Annotated in this window: 23 protein-coding genes; 12 read left to right on the top strand and 11 right to left on the bottom strand. The window is 71.5% G+C overall.

Annotated features, from left to right (window positions below; all coding sequences use genetic code 11):
* Nucleotides 1-54: 54 nt before the first annotated feature.
* Both KV102_RS06375 and KV102_RS06370 read left to right on the top strand, forming a co-directional pair.
* Nucleotides 55-918, top strand: coding sequence for a CAP domain-containing protein (locus tag KV102_RS06375; protein ID WP_220345637.1), 864 nt, complete (start codon nt 55-57; stop codon nt 916-918).
* A complete protein-coding gene (locus KV102_RS06370) occupies nt 824-2,533 on the top strand; it encodes an FAD-dependent oxidoreductase (RefSeq protein WP_308290310.1) in 1,710 nt (569 codons plus the stop codon). The genes KV102_RS06375 and KV102_RS06370 overlap by 95 nt, the downstream gene beginning before the upstream one ends.
* Here KV102_RS06370 and KV102_RS06365 read toward each other — a convergent pair.
* Nucleotides 2,530-3,354 (bottom strand): alpha/beta fold hydrolase, encoded by an 825-nt coding sequence (locus tag KV102_RS06365; protein ID WP_220345635.1) that lies wholly within the window; start codon nt 3,352-3,354, stop codon nt 2,530-2,532. The two genes, KV102_RS06370 and KV102_RS06365, sit on opposite strands and share 4 nt — an antisense overlap.
* A 109-nt stretch (nt 3,355-3,463) precedes the next feature.
* Between KV102_RS06365 and KV102_RS06360 the strand changes: the two genes are divergently transcribed.
* Nucleotides 3,464-3,841, top strand: coding sequence for a helix-turn-helix transcriptional regulator (locus KV102_RS06360; protein ID WP_220345634.1), 378 nt, complete (start codon nt 3,464-3,466; stop codon nt 3,839-3,841).
* Nucleotides 3,838-4,350 carry an SRPBCC domain-containing protein gene (locus tag KV102_RS06355; RefSeq protein ID WP_220345633.1) on the top strand — a complete coding sequence of 171 codons (513 nt, stop codon included), beginning with the start codon at nt 3,838-3,840 and terminating at the stop codon, nt 4,348-4,350. Before KV102_RS06360 ends, KV102_RS06355 begins: the two co-directional genes overlap by 4 nt.
* Nucleotides 4,351-4,359: 9 nt before the next feature.
* Here the strand turns inward: KV102_RS06355 and KV102_RS06350 are convergent, their stop codons facing one another.
* Nucleotides 4,360-5,106: a metallophosphoesterase gene (locus KV102_RS06350; RefSeq protein ID WP_220345632.1), complete on the bottom strand. Its 747-nt coding sequence runs from the start codon at nt 5,104-5,106 to the stop codon at nt 4,360-4,362.
* A gap of 69 nt (nt 5,107-5,175) precedes the next feature.
* On the opposite strand from KV102_RS06350, the gene KV102_RS06345 reads away from it, so the two are divergent.
* The 4 genes from KV102_RS06345 to KV102_RS06330 all read left to right on the top strand — a co-directional run bounded on the left by KV102_RS06345 (nt 5,176) and on the right by KV102_RS06330 (nt 7,429).
* Nucleotides 5,176-5,544, top strand: coding sequence for a DUF4180 domain-containing protein (locus tag KV102_RS06345; RefSeq protein ID WP_220342684.1), 369 nt, complete (start codon nt 5,176-5,178; stop codon nt 5,542-5,544).
* Nucleotides 5,545-5,653: 109 nt separating this feature from the next.
* Nucleotides 5,654-6,235 carry a dihydrofolate reductase family protein gene (locus KV102_RS06340; protein ID WP_220345631.1) on the top strand — a complete coding sequence of 194 codons (582 nt, stop codon included), beginning with the start codon at nt 5,654-5,656 and terminating at the stop codon, nt 6,233-6,235.
* A gap of 104 nt (nt 6,236-6,339) precedes the next feature.
* Complete coding sequence (locus tag KV102_RS06335; protein WP_220345630.1) at nt 6,340-7,083, top strand: VOC family protein; 744 nt, start codon at nt 6,340-6,342, stop codon at nt 7,081-7,083.
* 58 nt (nt 7,084-7,141) lie between these two features.
* Complete coding sequence (locus tag KV102_RS06330) at nt 7,142-7,429, top strand: DUF1905 domain-containing protein (RefSeq protein WP_220345629.1); 288 nt, start codon at nt 7,142-7,144, stop codon at nt 7,427-7,429.
* Between the two features lies 1 nt (nt 7,430).
* Here KV102_RS06330 and KV102_RS06325 read toward each other — a convergent pair whose 3' ends face one another.
* Nucleotides 7,431-7,718 carry a helix-turn-helix domain-containing protein gene (locus KV102_RS06325; RefSeq protein ID WP_220345628.1) on the bottom strand — a complete coding sequence of 96 codons (288 nt, stop codon included), beginning with the start codon at nt 7,716-7,718 and terminating at the stop codon, nt 7,431-7,433.
* Between the two features lie 61 nt (nt 7,719-7,779).
* Here KV102_RS06325 and map point away from each other — a divergent pair, with 61 nt between their 5' ends.
* Nucleotides 7,780-8,586: a type I methionyl aminopeptidase gene (gene map / locus KV102_RS06320; RefSeq protein ID WP_220345627.1), complete on the top strand. Its 807-nt coding sequence runs from the start codon at nt 7,780-7,782 to the stop codon at nt 8,584-8,586.
* Here map and KV102_RS06315 read toward each other — a convergent pair.
* Both KV102_RS06315 and KV102_RS06310 read right to left on the bottom strand, forming a co-directional pair.
* Complete coding sequence (locus tag KV102_RS06315; protein ID WP_220345626.1) at nt 8,583-9,662, bottom strand: acyl-CoA desaturase; 1,080 nt, start codon at nt 9,660-9,662, stop codon at nt 8,583-8,585. The two genes, map and KV102_RS06315, sit on opposite strands and share 4 nt — an antisense overlap.
* 122 nt (nt 9,663-9,784) lie before the next feature.
* Complete coding sequence (locus KV102_RS06310) at nt 9,785-10,333, bottom strand: GNAT family N-acetyltransferase (RefSeq protein ID WP_220345625.1); 549 nt, start codon at nt 10,331-10,333, stop codon at nt 9,785-9,787.
* Nucleotides 10,334-10,397: 64 nt separating this feature from the next.
* On the opposite strand from KV102_RS06310, the gene KV102_RS06305 reads away from it, so the two are divergent.
* Entirely contained in the window at nt 10,398-11,606 is a 1,209-nt protein-coding gene (locus tag KV102_RS06305; RefSeq protein WP_308290245.1) for a putative protein N(5)-glutamine methyltransferase, read from the top strand.
* Nucleotides 11,607-11,624: 18 nt separating this feature from the next.
* Here KV102_RS06305 and KV102_RS06300 read toward each other — a convergent pair whose 3' ends face one another.
* Nucleotides 11,625-12,212, bottom strand: a complete 588-nt coding sequence (locus KV102_RS06300) for a DUF1707 domain-containing protein (RefSeq protein ID WP_220345624.1) — start codon at nt 12,210-12,212, stop codon at nt 11,625-11,627.
* Between the two features lie 39 nt (nt 12,213-12,251).
* Between KV102_RS06300 and KV102_RS06295 the strand changes: the two genes are divergently transcribed.
* Entirely contained in the window at nt 12,252-12,767 is a 516-nt protein-coding gene (locus KV102_RS06295) for an NUDIX domain-containing protein (RefSeq protein WP_220345623.1), read from the top strand.
* Here the strand turns inward: KV102_RS06295 and KV102_RS06290 are convergent.
* On the bottom strand, nt 12,718-13,668 hold the full coding sequence (locus KV102_RS06290; protein WP_220345622.1) for an AraC family transcriptional regulator: 951 nt from the start codon (nt 13,666-13,668) through the stop codon (nt 12,718-12,720). The genes KV102_RS06295 and KV102_RS06290 overlap by 50 nt on opposite strands.
* A 121-nt stretch (nt 13,669-13,789) precedes the next feature.
* Between KV102_RS06290 and KV102_RS06285 the strand changes: the two genes are divergently transcribed.
* Entirely contained in the window at nt 13,790-14,623 is an 834-nt protein-coding gene (locus KV102_RS06285; protein ID WP_220345621.1) for an NmrA family transcriptional regulator, read from the top strand.
* A gap of 69 nt (nt 14,624-14,692) precedes the next feature.
* Here the strand turns inward: KV102_RS06285 and KV102_RS06280 are convergent, their stop codons facing one another.
* The 4 genes from KV102_RS06280 to KV102_RS06265 all read right to left on the bottom strand — a co-directional run bounded on the left by KV102_RS06280 (nt 14,693) and on the right by KV102_RS06265 (nt 20,861).
* Nucleotides 14,693-17,785, bottom strand: a complete 3,093-nt coding sequence (locus KV102_RS06280) for a M14 family metallopeptidase (RefSeq protein WP_220345620.1) — start codon at nt 17,783-17,785, stop codon at nt 14,693-14,695.
* 87 nt (nt 17,786-17,872) lie between these two features.
* Nucleotides 17,873-18,529, bottom strand: a complete 657-nt coding sequence (locus KV102_RS06275) for a response regulator transcription factor (RefSeq protein ID WP_220342670.1) — start codon at nt 18,527-18,529, stop codon at nt 17,873-17,875.
* On the bottom strand, nt 18,526-19,704 hold the full coding sequence (locus KV102_RS06270; RefSeq protein WP_220342669.1) for a sensor histidine kinase: 1,179 nt from the start codon (nt 19,702-19,704) through the stop codon (nt 18,526-18,528). Before KV102_RS06270 ends, KV102_RS06275 begins: the two co-directional genes overlap by 4 nt.
* Nucleotides 19,701-20,861, bottom strand: coding sequence for a hypothetical protein (locus KV102_RS06265; protein WP_220345619.1), 1,161 nt, complete (start codon nt 20,859-20,861; stop codon nt 19,701-19,703). Before KV102_RS06265 ends, KV102_RS06270 begins: the two co-directional genes overlap by 4 nt.
* Nucleotides 20,862-20,882 lie beyond the last annotated feature (21 nt).

Genomic DNA, 20,882 nt, shown 5'->3' with positions numbered 1-20,882 from the left:
CAGCCCCGTCGCGCGACTGGACCCGACCCCCGGGGGAACCGCTAGTCTCCACGGGTGACGACACGAGACCGAAGGGTGGCCGCGCCCGTCGTGGTCCTGGCGCTGACGTTCCTCCTCGTGCTGGTCGGGGGCGCCCCCGCCCTCGCTGGGTCCGACGCCGACACCATCGGTGCACGCGCGAACGCTGCCCGCGCGGCGCAGGGCCTCGCACCGCTGACCCGCAACGCCAGCCTCGACGCGGTCGCGCTCGCCTGGGCACACCGGATGGCCGATGCCCGGCGCATGTCGCACAACCCCGACGTCGCCGACCAGATCCCGAGCGGGTGGCGTCGGGTGGGTGAGAACGTCGCGATGGGCTATCCGAGCGGTGCCGCCATGCACGGCGGCTGGATGGACTCCTCGGGACACCGTGCGAACATCCTCGGCGACTACACCGACATCGGGATCGCCTTCATCAGGGCGGGCGGCAGCACCTGGGGCGTGCAGGTGTTCGCGAACTATCCCGGCTCCGGCGCGCGACCGGCTCCCGCGGCCCCCACGACTCCCTCGGCCACCCCGACACCGAAGCCGAGCGCGGCACCCGCGAAGCCGAAGGCCGCGCGGACGTCACCGCGACCGACAACCGCTCCGACCCAGGCGCCGAAGCCTCCTCGGACGACACCGACGCCGAGCGTGACGCCCAGCCCGAGCACGGCCCCGACCCCGACGACGGCGGAGACCTCCGCGCCCGTCGCCGGCGCACTCGCGGAGCCGGGTGGTCCGTCGGACCGCGCCCGCCCTGTCGCCTCCGATCCGCTCGACGGAGTCGGTCGTACGACCTCGGCTGCCGTGGTCGCTGGAGTCGGCGCGGTCTCGCTGGCCGCGCTGGCTCTGGGCCTTCGCCGGCGTACGGCTGACTCCGGCCGCCACCGCGGCTGACGACCCTCGCGGGGCGCCGACCGATCCGGGCGCGGGCACGACGAAGGCAGGAAGCCATGCTCCCTGCCCTCCTCAACGTATAGCGCACCCCTGGGCTTGCGGCAAGCCCCCGTCGCTGCCCCAGACTGCTCGGTGCCGAGCGAACAGGAGGGCTGAGATGAACGACGTGGTCGTCGTAGGAAGCGGGCCAACGGGGCTGATGCTCGCGGGAGAGCTGGCCTTGGCAGGAGTGGAGGTCACGGTCGTCGAGCGGCGACCGACACCGGAGCTCGCGGGCTCCCGGGCGGGTGGGTTCCACGCGCGCACGATCGAGGTGCTCGACCAGCGGGGGATCGCCGACAGGTTCCTGGCCGAGGGGCAGACGGTCCAGGTGGTCAGCTTCGGCAGCACGATGCTGGACCAGAGCAACTTCCCCACCCGGCACCCGTACTCGCTGGGGTTGTGGCAGAACCACATCGAGCGCATCCTGCTCGGCTGGGTGGAGGAGCTGGGGGTGCCCATCCGTCGCGGCCTCGAGGTGACGGGTGTCGCCCAGGACGAGACCGGGGTCGTCCTCCGTCTTGCGGACGGGTCACCGCTCCGGGCGCCGTACGTCGTCGGTGCCGACGGCGGACGCAGCATCGTCCGCAAGGAGGCCGGCATCGCGTTCGAGGGCTCGGACGCGACGCGCAGCCACCTGATCGCCGAGGTGCAGGTGAGGGAAGACATCCCGGACGGGATCCGTCTCGACGCGACGGGCATCCACGGGTTGGGCGTCATGGACGACGGGCGCACCGTCCGGGTCGTGGTGACCGAGCAGCGGCTCGGCCCCGCCACCGATCCCACGCTCGAAGACCTCGGTGAGGCGTTGAAGGACGTGTACGGCACGGACTTCGGCGTCCACGACCCGACGTGGGTCTCACGGTTCACCGACGCGACCCGGCAGGCCGCCGCCTATCGGGCAGGACGGGTGCTCGTCGCCGGCGACGCCGCCCACGTCCATCACCCGGCGGGTGGGCAGGGGATCGGTCTCGGCGTGCAGGACGCGGTGAACCTGGGCTGGAAGCTGGCGCAGGTGGTCAAGGGCACCTCGCCCGTCGAGCTCCTGGACACCTACCAGGCGGAGCGGCACCCGGCCACCGCCCGCGTGCTCGAGTACACGATGGCGCAGTCGATGCTCCAGCGAGGTGATGCCCGGACCGCGGCGCTGAGCCGCACGATCGCCCAGATGGTGGGGTTCGACGGCCCTCGCACCCTGATGGCGGGTCTCGCCTCGGGGCTGGACACCGCCTACGACCTCGGCGAGGGCCATGTCCTGCTCGGTCGTCGCATGCCCGACCTCGACCTGGTCGCGCCCGACGGCGACCGTCGTGTCTACTCCCTGCTGCACGGTGCCCGCCCCGTCCTCCTCGACCTCGGGACGACCGAGCATCTCGGCGCCGAGCCGTGGGCGGACCGCGTCCAGCACGTACGGGCGCAGGTCGCAGGAGCGTGGGAGCTGCCCGTGCTGGGCGAGGTCGCCGCTCCGAGCGCCGTGCTCGTCCGGCCCGACGGTCATGTCGCCTGGGTGGGGGACGGAACGCCGGCGGGACTCAGGGAGGCCCTCACGACGTGGTTCGGGCCGGCTCGGTCCTAGCGCTGCCGACCGACCACCTCGCGTGCCGCGCGGTCCGCCGTCCCGAAGAAGTCCGAGAGCGCGAGGGCCAGGGCCTCCTGGTCAACGCCGTGCCACCCGCCCGGCAGACTCCGGTGGCTGCCGTAGGGAAGGGCGCGGGACGCCGCGGAGGCCCAGCCCGTGAGGTCGTCGGTGCTGCCGCTGCTGTCGAGGACGAGCGCAGGGACGTCGACGCGCTCCAGGAGACGGTGCGACGACTCGTCCGAGAGTCGCGCGTCATAGGCCAGGGTCGGCGCGACCGAGACCATCGCCTCCCACGCTGGGGTGTCACGCATGCCGTCGGTGATCTCGTCGGGGACCCCGATCGACCGGTGGAAGTACGTGGTCGCCTCGTCGTGACGGCCCGCCGCGAGCAGCGACTCCAGCGTGACCGTGAACGCGCTGTCACCCTCTGCCGGCTCGGCCTGGAACGGGGGTTCGAGAAGGGCGAGCGCGCGCAGGCCGACGCCGGCGGCAGCGGCGTGCAGGGCCACGAGTGCCCCGCTGGAGAAGCCGTACGCGAAGGCGGGAGCCCCGGCGGCGGCGACGACCGCGGCCAGGTCCTCGACCTCGCGGCTCACGGCGTACGGCGGGGTGTCCGCGCTCAGGCCGCGCCCGCGCCGGTCGTACTGGTAGACGCGGAAGTCAGAGGCGAGGCGCTCGGCGAGTCCGTCGAAGGCGCTGGAGCCGCGGAAGTGGGCTGCCGGCTCGACGAGCACGAGCGGTGGCCCGGCCCCCCGGCGGTCGTAGGCGATCACCGTGCCGTCCGCGGACGTCGTGGTGTGGTCGTGGATGGACAGCATGGTTCCTCCTGCATGGTTCTTGGGGCAGACCGCCGGTGTCGGCACAACTCATCGGGCCGACGGGGCACCGGGTCTTGACAATAGGTAACGTCTCAGTTACCAATGGGCGATGGAGGTTTTCGAGGCGGTGTCGGACCCGGTACGCCGCGATCTGCTGACCCGACTGCTCGACGGGCCGAGCCGGGTTGTCGACCTCGCGGCTGCGCACCCCATCAGCAGGCCTGCGATCAGCAGACACCTCAAGGTGCTTGCTGACGTCGGGCTCGTCGAGGCGGAGACCGTCGGGCGCGAACGCCGCTACCGGGTCCGGCTCGAGGGCCTCGAGCCCTTGCGCGTCTGGCTCGACGAGATGCGCACTCCGACGTCCCGCTTCAGCGAGCGTGCTCTCGACGGCCTCGACCTCGAGGTCCGCCGTACGGTCCGGGAGCGGGCAGCAGGGCGACCCGCGACCGAGCAGGACCACCCCCACCACGAGGAGACCGCATGACCATCGCACCGACCGGACGCCGCGAGAGCCGCAACGGCACCGAGTACGTCGTCTTCCACCGCCGGTTCGCCGCTCCGGTCGAGGACGTGTGGGCGGCCGTCACCGAGCCTGAGCGGCTCGAGCGCTGGATCGGCACGTGGACCGGTGACCCCGCGACGGGGGAGGTCACCTTCACGATGACGGCCGAGGGCCCGGACACGCCCGAGGAGCGCTACGTGGTCGAGGAGTGCGCGCCGCCGCGGCGCCTCGTCGTCCGGTTCGCGGATCCGTCCGAAGGCTCGGGACCGGACTGGGTGCTCGAGCTCGACCTGGACGACTCCGAAGGTTTCACGACGCTGGCGTTCGCGCAGGCGATGCCCGACGCCGAGACCGCCTCGAGCGTCGGCCCCGGCTGGGACTACTACCTCGACCGGCTGGTCGTCGCCGAGCGGGGGGACGACCCGGGCGAGCTCGACTACGAGCAGTACGCCGCGGACCAGTCCGAGTACTACCGCTCGGCGTTCTCCTGAGCGCAGCGGTCAGCGTCCGTCACGCGGGCCGAAGGCATGCACGGCCACCGCGTCGCTGTGGCGTGCGCGCACGTACTCGTCGGCCCACTCCGCACGGCGCCCGTACGCCGATCGCCGGACGACCTCCGCGACCACGGCGTCGACCTCGATCGAGGTGTGACGCAGGCTGACCTGACCGTCTCGCAGCAGCGCCCACGAGCCTCCCGGTCGTCCGTACGGCATGCCGATGCTGCCGGAGTTGACCACCAGACGCCGGTCGACGAGCCGTACGAACGGCATGTGGGTGTGGCCGCAGACCACGGTGCGGACCTCGTCGCCGAGGTCGGCGAACACCTCGGCCCACCGCTCGAGCCGGGTGTCGACGAGCACGACCTCGCCGTCGTCGCGGGGTGTCCCGTGGCAGAAGACCACCGGACCGAACCCGTCGACGTCGAGGCGCACCGGGTGCGGGAGCGCGTCGAGGAGCGCGACCTGGTCAGGCCGCAGCTGCCGTCCCGCCCACAGCGACTCGGGGTGCTCCGACGTCCCCCCTCGAGCCACCACCACGAGCTCGCGGTCGGCGTTGCCGCGGACGAGGACCGCGCGGTCGCCCAGCGACACGAGGCGGTCGAGCACCTCCACGGGCATCGGGCCCGCAGCATGGTCACCGGTGACGACGATCCGGTCGGCGCGGGCGACGTCGGGCTCGGCGAGGACCGCGTCGAGCACGGGGAGCACACCGTGGACGTCGGAGAGGACGGCGATCGAGGAGACCACGGGCCGAACGTAGCGCGGAAGCGAGAATCCGGGTGCGCTCGGCCACGGTGTCGTCGTACGGTCACCGGCATGCGCATCGACCAGCACGGGGACCTCCGCGTCCTCTCGCTCGACCCCGACGGGCCGCCGATCGCCACCCCGGCCGACGGCGCCCAGCTCGTCGGCGACGCCTGGGCGCACGACGCGCAGATGGTCGTGGTGCCCGCTTCCCGGCTCGATCCGGAGTTCTTCCGGCTCCGCTCGGGGTTGGCGGGGGAGATCCTCCAGAAGCTGGTGAACTACCGCATCCGGCTCGCCGTGCTGGGCGACATCACGGCGTACGTCGAGGCGAGCGACGCGCTGCGTGATCTCGTACGCGAGTCCAACAAGGGGAGCCAGGCGTGGTTCGTCCCGGACGAGGACGCCCTCGCCGCCCGCCTCTCCTCCGCGATTCGGTGAGGAGATCGAGCCTGCTCCGCCGGGTGCACCCGATTTCCTCACCGAATCGCGCGCTGACGTGGCCCGAATTCGGGTGACGTCCTCCGCCGTGCATGGTTGTGTCGGCGCTATGCGAACGATGACCTACTACATCGGCCTCACCCTCGACGGCTTCATCGCCGGACCGGACGACGAGGTCGACTTCTTCCCGATGTCCGACGACTTCATGGGCTTCATGGCGACCGAGTGCGCTGATGCCCTCCCGGTCCAGGCACGCGAGGCACTCGGCGTTGCTGACACGCCGTTGACCACGTACGACACGGTCGTGATGGGACGGCGCACGTACGACCCGGGCCTGGCGCTCGGGCTCACCGACCCGTACGCCCATCTCCGCACGGTGGTCTTCAGCCGCTCGCTCGCAGAGTCGCCCGACCCCAAGGTCGAGGTCACCACCGCCGACCCGGTGACACGGGTGCGCGAGCTCAAGGCGGAGGAGTCGCCCCTGGGGATCTATCTCGCCGGTGGTGGTGTGCTCGCCGGTCAGCTGCTCGACGAGATCGACCGGATGGTTGTCAAGAAGTACCCGGTCGTCGCCGGCACGGGCGTCCCCGCGTTCACGGCGGCGTTCCGGCCCACAGCGTTCGCGCTCGACGACGTGGCGACGTTCGACAACGGCTGCGCCGTCCTCACCTACCACCGCGCGATTCGGTGACGAAATCGGGCGAGTCCGAGCCGGGACCCCCGATCTCCTCACCGAATCGCGGGGGTGAGGGCGGGGGCGCGCGCGGGGGTGAGGGCGGGGGCGCGCGCGGGGGCGTGCCGCGGTGGGTCACGGCGTTCATCGACCAGCCCGCCGACTCGGCCAGCAGCGCACTGGCGTTCTGGGAGGGGGTCACCGGCACGCAGGCGTCGCCGCCTCGGGGGGAGAACGACGAGTTCCGCACGTTGCTGCCGCCGCACGGCGATGCCTACCTCCGCCTCCAGGTCGTCCCGGACGGTCTTCCACGGGTCCACCTGGACCTGCACGTGGACGACCTGGCGGCGGGGCGGGAAGCCGCGGTGCGCGAGGGTGCCACGATCACGGCCGAGCCCGGCACCCACGTCGTGCTCAGCTCACCGGGTGGCATGCCGTTCTGCCTCGTGCCGTACGAGGGTGAGCACGAGGTGCCCGCACCGATCGCGTGGGAGAGCGGTGCGCGAAGCGTCCTCGACCAGGTGTGCCTCGACATCCCGCCGGCGTCGTACGCCGGCGAGTGCCGGTTCTGGGCCGGGCTCACCGGGTGGACGTTCCGTGACGAGGACACTCCGGAGTTCGCACGGCTCGTGCGGCCGGAGGGGATGCCGTTGGGCATCCTGCTCCAACGCCTGGAGGACCCGCCTGCGCACGGCGCGGTGACCGCTCACCTCGACCTCGCCGGTGGCCGGGACGGAGCCGATGCGGTGGCCGACCGCCACAAGGCGCTCGGTGCCGACGAGCGGTGGAGGTCGCAGGGGTGGATCACCCTGCGCGACCCGTCTGGCCGCAACTACTGCGTCACCCGGCGAGAGCCTCCGCGATGAGTTCGCGGTCGGGTCGCGGTCTGTCGAGAGACCGACACCAACCAACGAGGAGCTCGTCATGGATCGTGCCCTGCCGCAACCGCTCGACCACACGTTCACCGCGCCGATCGAGAAGGACGGCGCCTTCGCCACCTATCTCACCGTTCCCGGTTCTGCTGAGCTGCTGGGGACGCGCCGCGCGGTGAAGGTCACTGGGACCATGGACGGACACCCGTTCGCGGCCACGCTGATGCCGTCCGGACAGGGACCCCACTGGCTTCCCGTCCGTAGGGACCTCTGTCGAGCGATCGGCAAGGACGCCGCGGGCGAGCCGGTCGACGTCCGCCTCGAGCAGCGGCTGAGCTGACCTACGCGCCGTCGCCGGCGACAGGTGCCGAGAGTCGCGCGCGACCGGACTGGTTGATCTCGGCCCAGACGACGTCCAGGGAGAGGTCGAGAGCATCGGCGAGCGCGGCGATGGTCGTGAAGGCCGGGGTCGCGACGCGGCCCGCCTCGATCTTGCGGAGGGTCTCCGGCGAGACGCGGGCGTGGAGCGCGATGTCGAGCATCGAGCGGTCACCCCTCGCACGACGCAGCAGGGTGCCGAGGCGCCGTCCTCGCTCCACCTCGGCCGCCGTGTGCGGCAACCTGACCATGCGGCGATTCTAGACCGGGATAACCTGACCGGGATAGTTATTGGTACGAGGAAGGCGTCGCATGATCGAGATCCTGACCCCCGCCCGGCTGCCCCGAGCGAGGGAGACCGGAGCACTGGTCGCCGACATCCTGCACACGCTCAAGGGTCGCGCCGCGGTCGGGACGAACCTCCTCGACATCGACCGGTGGGCCCAGACGATGATCGTCGAGGCGGGGGCGCAGTCCTGCTACGTGGACTATGCGCCGGCCTTCGGTCGCGGGCCGTTCGGGCACTACATCTGCACGTCCGTCAACGATGCCGTCCTCCACGGCCTGCCCCACGACTACACGCTCGTCGACGGTGACCTGGTGTCGCTCGACCTGGCCGTCTCCCTGGGTGGTGTGGTCGCCGACTCGGCCATCAGCTTCGTGGTGGGCGACTCGCCGGCCCCGGAGGACGTCGCGCTGATCGACGTGACCGAGCGCGCCCTGGCGGCCGGGATCGCCGTCGCCGGGCCGGACGCTCGGGTCGGTGACGTCGCCCATGCCATCGGGACGGTGCTCAGCGAGGCGGGATATCCGATCAACACCGAGTTCGGCGGCCACGGTGTCGGGTCGACGATGCACCAGGACCCGCACATCCCCAACACCGGGCGGCCCGGCCGTGGTTATCGGTTGCGGCCCGGGCTGCTGCTGGCGCTGGAGCCCTGGGTCATGGCCGACACCGATCGGCTCGTCACCGATGCCGACGGGTGGACGCTGCGCAGCGCGACCGGCTCCCGTACGGCGCACAGCGAGCACACGGTCGCCATCACTGCCGACGGGGCCGAGATCCTGACCCTGCCCGGGCCGGCGCGCGGACAGGCCGGCGCCGACCCGTCGAGCTAGGCCGTACGCAGCTGCGCGGCCAGCGGGCAGTCGAACGGGTCGCGCGCTCGCAGGCCGACGTTGTTGAGGTAGTCGACGACGATCCGGTACGACCGGAGCAGCCCGACCTCGGTGTACGGGACGGCGTGCCGCTCGCAGAACCGGCGGACGATCGGCTGCGCCCGGCGCAGGTTGACGCGCGGCATGCTGGGGAAGAGGTGGTGCTCGATCTGGTAGTTCAGGCCGCCCATCATCAGGTCGGTGAACGGGCCGCCGCGAACGTTGCGCGAGACGAGGACCTGACGCCGCAGGAAGTCGAGGCGCATCGCCTCCGGCACGATCGGCATGCCCTTGTGGTTGGGTGCGAACGACATGCCCAGGAGCACGCCGAACACCGCCATCTGCACCGCGAAGAACGCCACGGCCATACCGAGCGGGAGCGCGACCAGGAGGATCACCACGAACGCGAGGAGGCGGAGCGACACGACGGTCAGCTCGAGTCGCCGCCACGGAAGGCCCGAGGAGCGGTCCATCGTCGTGCGGACGCTCGCATAGTGCAGGTTGAGCCCTTCGAGGGTGAGCAGGGGGAAGAAGAACCAGCCCTGGTTGGCGGCGAACCAGCGACCGAACGCCGTCCGGCGCTGCTGCACGATCTCGGGGGTGAAGGCGAGAGCACCGGGGGCGATGTCGGGGTCGACGACCTCCTGGTTGGGGCCCTTGTGGTGCTTGTTGTGCTTGGCGCGCCACCAGCCGTAGCTGAGACCGGCGAACCCGCAGGCGAGGACGCGGGCGGCCCATGCGTTGGCCGCTCCCGAGCGGAAGATCTGCCGGTGCGCGGCGTCGTGGCCGAGGAAGCCGAACTGTGTCATGACGAAGCCGAGCGCTGCTGCGACCGCCAGCTGCCACCACGAGTCGCCGATCAGGAAGAAGGCCACCCAGAGTCCGAAGAACGCACCGATGGTCGCGGTGATGCGCACGGCGTACCAGCCGTGCCGGCGCTCGAGCAGACCGTGGTCGCGGACCTCGTTGAGCAGCTCGGAGAAGCGTGCCGTCGTCGGATGGGCGGACGGGCGGGTGGGTTCGGCCTGGAGGGTCATGGGACCTCGAATCGTTCGTCGGCGAGCGCGCGTTCCGCGCTCGTGTCTCGACGCTAGGATTCGGGATCCGCTCTCGCAAGGGGCCCACGGCCAGGTCGTCGGTGGTGCTAGTACCACCTAGCCTACGGGCTCGCGGCGGCGGGTGGTTGTGGCGAGGATGCCGGTGGCGAGTCGTCGCCGATCCGACGTTGCATCCAGGCCACGTCCTGCCACGCTCCGTGCTTCCAGCCGATCTCCCGCAGCGTCCCCACCGGCGAGAACCCGAGCGCGGCGTGGAGCCCGATGCTCGCAGGGTTCGGCAGGGCGATGCCGGCGACGAGGGTCCTGAACCCGCGCTCCTCGAGCCGCGTGAACAGCGCGTCGTAGAGAGCTCGGCCCGCGCCGCTGCGGCGCGGTGCGGTCTCACCCAGATACACGCTGACCTCGCACGACCAGGCGTACGCCGGTCGCGTCTTGAACGGTGCTCCGTACGCGTAGCCGCACACCCGGTCGCCGTCGACGAGCACGACCCAGGCGTGGGACTCGTGCGCCGCGGCGATCCGCTGCGCCATCTCGTCCGGCGTCGGAGGCACCGACTCGAAGGTGACCGCGGTCCGCTCGACGTACGGCGTGTAGATCGCCGCGCACGCCGAAGCGTCCTCGGTGGTCGCGTCGCGTGTCGCGAAGGTCATGCACAGACGGTACTCACCCCGGGTCCCTCGCCGCGTGACCCAGGACGACTGCAAGGATTCACCTGTGAACACTTCCGAGGACGGACTCGTCGCGCGTCTGCGCGCGTCCGGGTCCGTCTTCGCCGAGGACGAGGCGCGGGTTCTCCGCGAGTCGGCGACCTCCTCCGACGAGCTCGAGGCGATGACGGCACGCCGTCTCGCCGGCGAGCCGTTGGAGCACGTGGTCGGGTGGGCCGACTTCGGTCACCTCCGGGTGCACGTCGCGCCGGGCGTCTTCGTCCCGCGCCGGAGGACGGAGCTGCTCGCCCGGGCGGCGGTCGACGCTGCGCCCCACGACGGGACGGTGGTCGACCTCTGCTGCGGCTCGGGCGCCGTGGGTGCCTTCGTGGAGGACGAGCGCCCCGACGTCCACGTGATCGCCGCCGACATCGACCCGCTCGCGGTCCGGTGCGCGACGCAGAACCTCGTCCACGGGACGGTGTACGAGGGAGACCTCTTCGACGCACTCCCCGAAGGGCTGCTGGGAGAGGTGGACGTCGTCGCTGTCAACGCGCCGTACGTCCCGACCGACGCCATCGCCCTCATGCCGCCCGAGGCGCGGGACCACGAGCCGCGGGCCGCGCTCGACGGCGGGCCCGACGGTGTCGACGTGCACCGCCGTGTGGCCGCGGACGTGGCCTCCTGGCTCGCTCCGCACGGCCAGGTCCTGATCGAGACGAGCCGTATGCAGGTGCCGTGGACGGCGTTGGCGCTCGCGCAGCGCGGTCTTCGCGCCCGCCTGGCCAGCTGGGACGCCGAGATCGGCACCGCGGTCGTCTGCGGGAGACCGGTCGAGCCCGACCTCGCCGTCGAGGAGCTGCCGCCGCTCGAGTTCGCGTTCGCCGGTCCGGTGCGCGACCGGCTCGTGGGCCTCGTGCTGGACGGTGTGAAGACGACCACCTCGTCGCTGGTGCGGGAGCTCCTGGTCACCGGCGGGGAGGACGACGAGGGCATGCCGGCCGTGGGTGAGCGGTGGCGGATCGTGGACTCCACCGGGTCAGAGGTCTGCGTCGTGGAGACGGTGGAGGTCCGGGTGTCCCGGGTCGCCGACGTCGACCTTCAGCACGTCCTCGACGAGGGCGAGGGTGACCGTACCGTGGCGCAGTGGCGCGAGAACCGCACGCGGTTCTGGGAGGGAGACGAGATGCGGACGTTCCTGGGTGCGCCGGCGTTCACCGTCGACGACGACACCAATGTCGTCCTGCAGCGGTTGAGGGTCGTCAAGAGCCTCTAGGCCATCGAGCGAGCGCGGTCACTTCTCGTAGAAGTAGGCATCGCGCGCGACCAGCGACCCCATCCCCATGCCGCCGGTGACGCGGACGAGCACGCCGTCGGGTCCCGGGGTGCCGCTGCGTCGGTTCTTGACCGCACCCCAGCCCGTACGGAGGCCGTCGACGTCGACGGCCCATCCCTCGGGAAGGATCAGCACGAGGTTGCCGGCACCGCCGTTGACGTCGATCTCGACGAGCCGGTGGGGGCAGTCGGCGCGACGGAAGTCGAGCTTCACGTTGCCCATGGAGGGCCAGACGCGCAGGCGTGCGGGGACGGCCCACGTGCCGCTGCGCCGGACGTCGCTGATGCCTGCCCTCAGCTCGAGCGTCTCGGTGCGGTCCACGGGGGCGAGCGGGGCGAGCGGCGCTCTGGTCGCCGGGTCGTGGGGGAGGTCGGCGACGACGGCCTGGAGGTCGCGGTACGTCTTGGCGGCGTAGGCGCGTCCGAGCCGGTCGTCGAGCTCGTCCAGGTCGATGCGACCGTCACCGGCGGCGCGGCGCAGCACCTCGGCGGTGCGCTCCCGATCGGGATCACCGGCACGCATGTCGAGCGGGTCGAGGCGGTCCATGGCGTCACCGTACCGGCCGTCTGCACCTAGGCTCGGCACGTGCCCATCCCTCCGTACGTCTCCGCCCTCCGACGCAAGATCGGGACCGATCTGCTCTGGTTGCCGGGGGTGACGGCGCTCGTCCTCGACGACTCCGGACAGCGGGTGCTGCTCGGCCGACGTGTCGACTCGGGCCAGTGGGCGCTGATCAGCGGCATCCTCGATCCTGGCGAGGAGCCGGCGGTCGGCATCGTGCGCGAGGTACGGGAGGAGACCGGGGTCGTCGTCGCCGTGGAGGCTCTCGCGGCGGTCAGCGTCACCGAGCCGGTCCACTACCCGAACGGTGACGTCTCGCAGTACCTCGACCTCTGCTTCGTCTGCCGACCCGTGGACGCTGCTGCGGCCGAGCACCCGTACGCCGCGGACGACGAGTCGCTCGAGGTGGGCTGGTTCGCGCGAGACGACCTCCCTGACGACCTGGCGAGCACGAGCATCGCCGCCGTGCGCCGTAGCGATGACTTCCTCCTCAGGCCGGAGGCAGGCCCCTCGTTCGTGACCGGTACGCGGTCGGACTGACCCCGCGCTCGCGTGAGAACGCCGCGCTCAGCGCGAACGGGCTCGCGTAGCCGACCTCGTGCGCGATCGACGTGAGGGTGCGGTCGGTGCGCTCGAGGAGGTCGGCGGCCAGGGCGAGCCGGAGGCTGGTGAGGTAGGCCATCGGCGGCTCTCCCACGACGGAGGCGAACCGGCGCGCGAGGACGGCGCGTGACACCTGGACCTCGGCGGCGAGCGTCCCGACCGTCCACGGGTCGGCGACCCGCAGGTGGAGCGCCTGCAGCGCCGGGCCGACGACCGGATCGGTCGCCGCGCGGTACCACCCCGGCGCGGCGTCCTCCTGGTCGTTGAGCCACGTGCGCACGGCCGAGAGGACGACGAGGTCGAGCAGACGGTCGAGGAACACCTCCTGACCAGGCACGTCGCGCTGCATCTCGGTGCACAGCAGCGTGACGAGGTCGGAGCTCCACGCGTCACCGTGGAGCACGACCGTCTCCGGCAGCGCTCGCAGCAGGCGCTCGCTCACCGCGGACGCGCGCTCGTACGTGCCGGTGACCATCGTGGTCGCGCCGTCGGTCGCATTGCCCCAGGTGCGCAGGCCGAGCATCATCTCCGCCGAGAGCGAGCGCCCGCTCGCGTCGGTGCAGACCTGGCCGGGCTCGACGAAGACCTGCGGGGGCGTCTGTGGATCGTCGGCCACCGTGTACGGGGCGGGGCCGCGGACGAGGACGAGGTCGCCCCGGTCGAGACGGACCGGGTCGCCTTCTGTCGGGACGACCCACGCCCTGCCGCGTGCGATCACGACCACCGAGAGCGGTGCGCGGTCGCGGATCCGCAAGGACCACGGCGGCTCGAACACCGAGCGCAGCAGGAACGCCCCGTCGGCCCGGGGTCCGTCGAGGAGCCCGCTGAGGATGTCCATGCCACCACAGCCTAGCGAGCGCGAGACGGATTCGTATGGGATCGGCGCTATCAGCCATGGATCGTCTCGCCATGCTCGGGTGGGATGGAGTCCTCGTCCCGCAACACCCACAGGAGGAACCATGTCCATCTCGTACGACGCTCCCGTCCTCGTCGTCGGCGGAGCCGGCAAGACGGCCCGTCGCGTCACCGCACGCCTCGAAGCCCTCGGTCTGCCGGTCCGGCCGGCGTCCCGCACCACGGCCGTGCCATTCGACTGGTCGCATCCGTCGACGTGGGACGCGGCGCTCGACGGCGTCTCTGGGGCCTACCTCTCGTACGCGCCCGATCTCGCCTTCCCCGGCGCCTCCGACCAGGTGGCGGCGCTCGCGGGTCGACTCGCCGAGCGAGGCGTCGAGCGTGTCGTCCTCCTGTCAGGCCGTGGGGAGGCCGGTGCCCGGGCCTCGGAGCTCGCACTGCTGGACGCCGTCCCGACCGCGAGCGTCGTGCGCTGCTCGTTCTTCGCCCAGAACTTCACCGAAGGGATGTTCGCCGACGACGTCCGCGCCGGTGAGCTGGCGATCCCGGTCCCGCCGGACGTGCCGGAGCCGTTCGTCGACCTCGACGACGTGGCCGATGTGGCGGTCGCGGCACTGCGCGACGACGCCTACGCCGGCTCGGTGCTCGAGCTGACGGGGCCGCAGGCGCTCACCTTCGGCGAGGCCGTCGCGGCGATCGGTGACGCCCTCGGGAGCCCGGTCTCGTTCCGATCGGCCTCGGTCGAGGAGTTCGTCACCGCCGTGGTCGCAGCCGGGGAGCCGGCCGAGCTCGCGTACGGGTTGGTCGAGCTCTTCGCCGAGGTCATGGACGGTCGCAACGTCGCGACGACCGACACGATCGAGCGCGTGCTCGCCCGGCCGGCGACGTCGCTGGCCGACGTCGTCCGTCCGGTGGCCGGGCACACGAACGGGCGGTGAGCCTGCCTTCACCGGAGGTGATCCGGTGACGGCCGACCCACCGCCCGTCAGTCGTGCTGCTGTGTGTGGCTAGTCGTCGAGCAGCGTGTCCAACGACCGCGACAGGAGGTCCTGGCGCTTCGCCGCGTCGAGGCCCTCCAACCCGAAGCCGAACAGCACCGAGTCGGGCGTCATGACCGCGGCGCCCTCGTCGACGGACTGCTGGCCGCGCTCCCAGTCGTTGGGGTTGACCCCTGAGCCGGCGGGCGCACCGGGCACCGTCCAGGCGCCAAGATCGGTCTCGAACGACGTCTCGGTCGCCGTCGCCCCGCCGACCGTGGTCTTCGCGTCGTCGATCCACACGCCCAGGCCCGTGGTGCCCCAGTCGGTGGCATAGACGATCGCGACCTCGACCTGCTGACCGGCGTACGCCGACAGGTCTGCACTCCAGTCCTGCCAGCCTCCGGAGTTGCCGCTGAAGGCGTTCCACTCGCCCGTGGTGCCCGTGGGCTGGCAGGTTGCGTCGACGTAGTGGGTCAGCTGCGGATGGAGGGTGATCGCCCATCCTGACGTGCAGCTTTCTCCGGTGGCCTGCGTCGTGTTGCCGTTGGCGTCGGGGAGGGTCGTCCAGTCGTCGGTGCCGACCGGCCTCGCCTCCACGAACACCGCATCCCAGCCGGCCTCGACGTCGGCGCTGAACTTGAAGTCCAGCGATCCCGACGTCGCCCCTGTCAGGTCCACGGTCGTCGCGAGCCGCTTGTAGGCCTGGTCGGCCGAGCCCGAGGTCATGAACCAGTCGCCGGTGAACGGCGCGTAGGGGTCCCCGGAGCCGCGCAGCCACGACAGCGGGGCACTCGACTCGAACTGCGGGAACTCCTCGACCGGCAGGAACGACGACGTCGACACGAACGCGCCGGTGTGGTCCTGCGAGCCGTCGAGCTGTGCCGTGAAGCCCTCGAACGGACCGTCCTCGTCACCCTGGAGCGGGAAGGTCGTGCCGTCCTCACGGGTGCCGCCGTCGTCGACGTACTGGTACGACCCCAGCCAGTACTGGAGGAAGTCGTTGCCCAGCGGCAGGCACGGGTAGGCCCCCGGAGTCGTGCAGGACCCGGCCGTCTCCTCGTCGGGGTGGTAGTAGTAGCTGCCGTCAGCCGCCTGCGCGTAGAGCGCGTACTTGCCGGCGACCAGCACCTTGCCGCCCTCGTTGAGGTAGTCGCGGACGCGCAGCTCGGTGTCGTACGCCCACTTGGCCGCCGTGCCTCCGATCTGCCCGGTGTTCCTCGGGATGAGGTCGTCGCCGGTCTCCCAGACGACAGCGTCGTAGTGCGACAGGACCCCGAGGTCGTGCGGAGCCGTGCGGCCGGCGGCGTCGACGTCGTACACGTCGGTGCTGTAGCCGGCAGCGTTGAGCGCGTCGGCGTAGGCCGAGACGTACTTCGGCGAGCTGACAGCTTGTGCCGGTGACAGCCCGGTGTAGTCCTCGGCCGCGAGGATCAGCACGTCACCGCCGATGTCGTCGGCGACGGTGTACGAGAACGACTCGCGTGAGCCGCGCAACGGCTTCACGTTGAGCCCTGTGAAGGTCACCGTCACCCTGTCGCCAGGCTTCTGGCCCTTCACCTCAGCGCGGTACTCGTCGTAGTACTTGTCGTTCTCGTTGCCGTACTTCTCACCGCCTCGCCACTCCCTCATCCGCGTGATGCCGCGGACGCGACCGTTGATCCGGGTGGTCATCAGCAGGCCCTTGAGCTTGCGCTTCGCGGTCACCGCGACGGTCTGCTTGCGGCCGTAGGAGGTGGTGAAGACGTCAGGACGGATGTCCTTCACCGTGATGCCGACCGACGACTTGGGGTCGTCCGGGTCGTGCGCGGACTCCGCGAGGGAGAGCGCGAACGGGATGTTCTTCTCGAACTCGGCCTGGACGAGCTCCTCGTCGTCGGGGAACGAGAAGATGCTCACGCATGCCGCCGGGTCCCACTCGTCGTCGGGGTCGGAGGCGCTGGCCGTCTCGCAGGTCGCCATCTCCGGCGTGTACGCGAGCGTGCCCTGCTCCTCGTGGACGTGCCCGTTCGTGTCGCCGTTGGTGGTGTAGAGCTCCGCCGAGAGGTCGGGGTCGTAGCCGGGGACCGCCGGGTTCGCGTCGTTGCCGGCGAGCGCGGCGTAGATCTCGTCGTCGGGTGTCGGCGTCTCGACCTGCCAGCCGGTGCCGTAGAGAAGCAGCTCGGCAGCGGAGTGGTAGTTGACGAAGAACTCGAACCCGACCTTGTCGACCAGACCGATCGTGGCGCGGGTCTCCGGCTCCGAGGCCGGCGCGGGTCCGCGGTAGGTCTCGCTGAAGGGCTGCGGCGAGCTGCCCTCGTTGTCGTACCCCCACTTGAAGGGGAAGTTCCGGTTCATGTCGACGCCGTCCCCGGCGGTGACCTGCCCGTCGCCGTTGTTGTCGCGCACGGTCTTGCGCCACAGACGGTTGCCCTCGGTGAACGTGAAGTCGTAACCGTCCGGGTTCTGCACCGGCAGGAACCACAGCTCCGTCGTGTCGAGGATCTTGGTGATGCGACGGTCCTTGCCGTAACGGTCGAGCATGTAGTGCATCAGGCGCTGGACCATCTCGGGCGTGATCCACTCGCGCGCGTGCTGGGTGCCCCCGTACAGGACGGCGGGCTTGCTGCCGTCCCGGGACTTGCTGGCGTTCTTGCCGACCTTCACGGCGAGGATGTCCTGCCCGGTGCCCGACTTGCCGGCCTTCACGAGCTTGGTGAGCCTCGGGTAGCGCTTGGTCGCCGCCACCATGTCGTCCCGGATGCCGCCGGCCTCGCTGTAGGAGGTGAAGACGTCGTAGCCGGCCGCCGACTGGCGTGCGGAGAGCGTGCTCGCCTTGACGCCGTCGATCTTCTTGACCTTGAGGTCCACGCCTTCCTCACGGAGCTTGCGCGCCTGGCTCGGTGGCAGCACCACCTCCACCTCGGCCTTGCCCCCCTTGGAGCTGACGACGTCGTGGCTCCGGTCGACGCCGGCCTCGGCGAGGAGGTCGAGTCCCTTCGCGTCGACGGTGGCGCTGTAGATCTCGAGGTCGACAGGTGGTGAGTCGGTCGGGGCCTTGGGGGGTGCCGCGGTCGCCGGGAGCACTCCGAGGAGTCCTCCGACGAGGGCGGTGGTGAACACGATCGCAGCAGGTCGTCGCATGCTGGTCCTCCGCAGGATGAGGTCGTGCCATCGAAGACACGTAATGCCGGAAATCTTCCAGCGTCCGTCGCTTGTGTCAACGGTTGTTCAAGGCAACCGTCCGTGCGGGACCAGGCCGGACTCGTACGCGATCACGACCGCCTGCGTCCGGTCCCGCGCACCGAGCTTGGCGAGCACGTTCGCCACGTGGGTGCGGACCGTCTCCACTCCGAGGACGAGCTCGCCGGCGATCTCCGGATTGGACATCCCGCGCGCCGCCAGCGCCAGCACCTCCGACTCCCTCGGAGTCAGGGCGGGACCGGCGTATGTCGGCTGCGCCGGCGCGTGCCGTACCGCGAGCCGGCGCACCGACTCAGGGAAGAGAAGGCTCTCGCCGGCCGCGACCGCACGCACCGCCGTCACCACCTGGTCGGCGTCGGCCCGCTTGAGCAGGAAGCCCGAGGCGCCGGCGCGCAGGGCCTCGAAGACGTACTCGTCGCTCTCGAACGTCGTCACGACCAGCACCCGCGGCGCCGGGTCCAGCGCGAGGAGCAGCTCCGTGGCGCGGATGCCGTCGACGCCCGGCATCCGCACGTCCATGCACACGACGTCGGGCGAGAGCGACCGCGTCGACGTCAGCGCCGCCGCGCCGTCGGCCGCCTCCCCGACGACCTCGATCCCCGGGTCGCTCTCCAGGATCGCGCGCAGGCCGCGCCGTACGAGCGGCTCGTCGTCGACGAGGAGCACACGGATGGGGGCGCTCATCGCGCTGCTTCCCGCCGGTCGGCCGGAGGTAGCGGCAGCCGGGCGACGAGGTGCCACGTCCCGTCGGCCTGCCGTACGTCCAGGTCACCACCGAGCAGGGCGACCCGCTCCCGCAGGCCGTCGAGGCCACGCCCGGAGGTCCGCGCGGCGCGACCACCGGCACCGGAGCGAGGGACACCGTTGCGTACGGCGACGACCACCGCCTCGCCGACCTGCGTCTCGAGGTGGATCGCCGTGCCGTCACCGTGCTCGTAGGCGTTGGTGAGCCCTTCCTGCACGATCCGGAACGCCTCCCGCGACACGAGGTCCGGGATCCCGACGGGATCGGCGAGGTCTGCCCGGACGTCGGCGCCGCCGGCGACGTAGGAGGCGACGAGGACCGAGATGTCGTCCAGGCCGTGCGCCGGCGCGCGATCGGCCGGGCCGGGCTCGTCCCGTAGGAGGCCGAGGGCGTGGTCCAGCTCGTCGAGGGCCCGTCTCGCGGTGTCGGCGATGATGCCGAGCGACTCCTCGGCATGGTCGACGTCACGACGCACCAGCTGCCGGCCGGCGGCCGCCTGCAACGAGATCACGCTGAGGGCGTGCCCGATTCCGTCGTGGAGGTCACGGGCGAGAGCGCGTTGTGCCTGCTCCCGGCCGATGCGCTGCTGCGCCACGGCGAGCCGGTCGGCGTCGGTCGGCCCGAGGCAGACGACGGAGAGCCAGGCGAGACCGGCGCCGAGGGCGACGACCAGAGCGAGGATCGCGCCGGTAGCGCTCACCGCGACCCACCACGGCAGCTCGGAGAACGCGAAGGGGATCCCGATCACGAGCGTGACGCCCGCGGCGCCTCCGGCCAGCACGTGGGCGAGCACGAACCAGGTGGTCCGCCACCGGTGGTGGCGGCGGTCCACCGGCTCGTCGACGAGCTCACCCGGAGGATCGAGCAGGATGCGGGCGCCGGCGACCTCCATGTCTCGCACGGCCGGGAACAGCGAGACCGCGACGAGCAGCGCTGCCACCAGGACCGCCCCGGTCACCGCCACTCCGGTGTTGGCAGTCTCGCGTCCGGTCGCCGCGACACTGAGGCCGAGCAGGCCGAAGGCCAGGAACAGCGCCGTCCCGATGAGGACGAACACCGTGCGCAGGAGCGCCGTACGCAGAAGCGCCGTCCTCGCCTCGGCTCGTGCGCTCATGCCGCCATCTTGCCCGTCTCGCGGGTCGGTCGCGTCGTCTGCGCGCCCGCCGCCCGCCGGCTCCGGACGTAGCCCCACAAGGCGACGGCCAGTGCCGGGCCCCACGCCCAGAAGGGCAGGACGCCCAGCATCCACAGGGCCGCGGTGTCGCCGTCGGCCGCCTGCTCGATCGACAGGAGCACGATCGAGGGCGCCGTCGCGGTGAGGACGAAGGCGACCGCATAACCGGGGACCGCGGCCGCCGCGACAGGGACGGTGCGACCACCGAGGGAGGGCATCCATGCGGGGAAGACCCGGCCCCACGGGCGGAGCAGCCCGACGGTGAGGATCGATCCGCCGAGTGCCGCGGCACCGAGCAGGAGACCCCACAGCCGCATGGCGGGGTCGAGGTCGGCCGGGGTGAGCGGCCCGGTGAACAGCGCGTCCGGGAACAGCCACGTCGATCGCAGGAGCACGTACGGGAGGGGGCAGACGGCGGCGACCACGGTGGCGATGGTCGTGATCCGGTCGAGCCTGGTCGACGGCTGCTGCAGGCGCGCGGTGTACGGCGCGGCCCACGCCAGCGACGCCGACATCCACTGGACGGTCAGCGCGGCGAGCCCGAGGAGGATCCACGGGTGGAAACCGACCCGTGCGTACCCCTCACCGAGGGTGCGGACCAGCTCGCCGATCGTGTCGGGAGCGAAGGAGCCCGAGCCGATGCCCCACCAGGTGACGAGCCCGGTCGCCACGAGGGCAGTCGCACGCGCGGCCATCGAGCGGCGGAGCGCCGCCACCAGGAGCACCACCGCGATCACCGGGATCGTCATCGCGCAGAAGTAGCCGATGAACGCGATCAGCTGCGAGTCCATGCAGAAGACCGACAGTACGAGGGCGACCGTGGCCGCGGCGGCGATGAGGCCTCGGCGGCCGACCGGTGATCGTGAGGCGGTCGCCAGCGCGACCGAGGTCGCGAGGCCCAGGACCCCGCCGAGGAGCACGAGGACCGGCGCCACGACGTCGGGAAGCAGGGAGAGCAGGGACACCGCTCCGTCCGTGTCCTCGTACGGACTGCTGCTGGGCTCCAGGAGCCACAGCGCTCCCAGCGCGAGGGCGAGCACCGAGGTGGCCCCGAGCGCGAGCGGAGTGCGGGCGCGGAGGGCGAGATCGTGGACCATGAGTTCTCCTTCGTGAGGAAG

The sequence above is a fragment of the Mumia sp. zg.B53 genome (assembly GCF_019550935.1).
Lineage (GTDB): Bacteria > Actinomycetota > Actinomycetes > Propionibacteriales > Nocardioidaceae > Mumia.
This window is presented reverse-complemented; position numbering and strand designations above follow the sequence as displayed.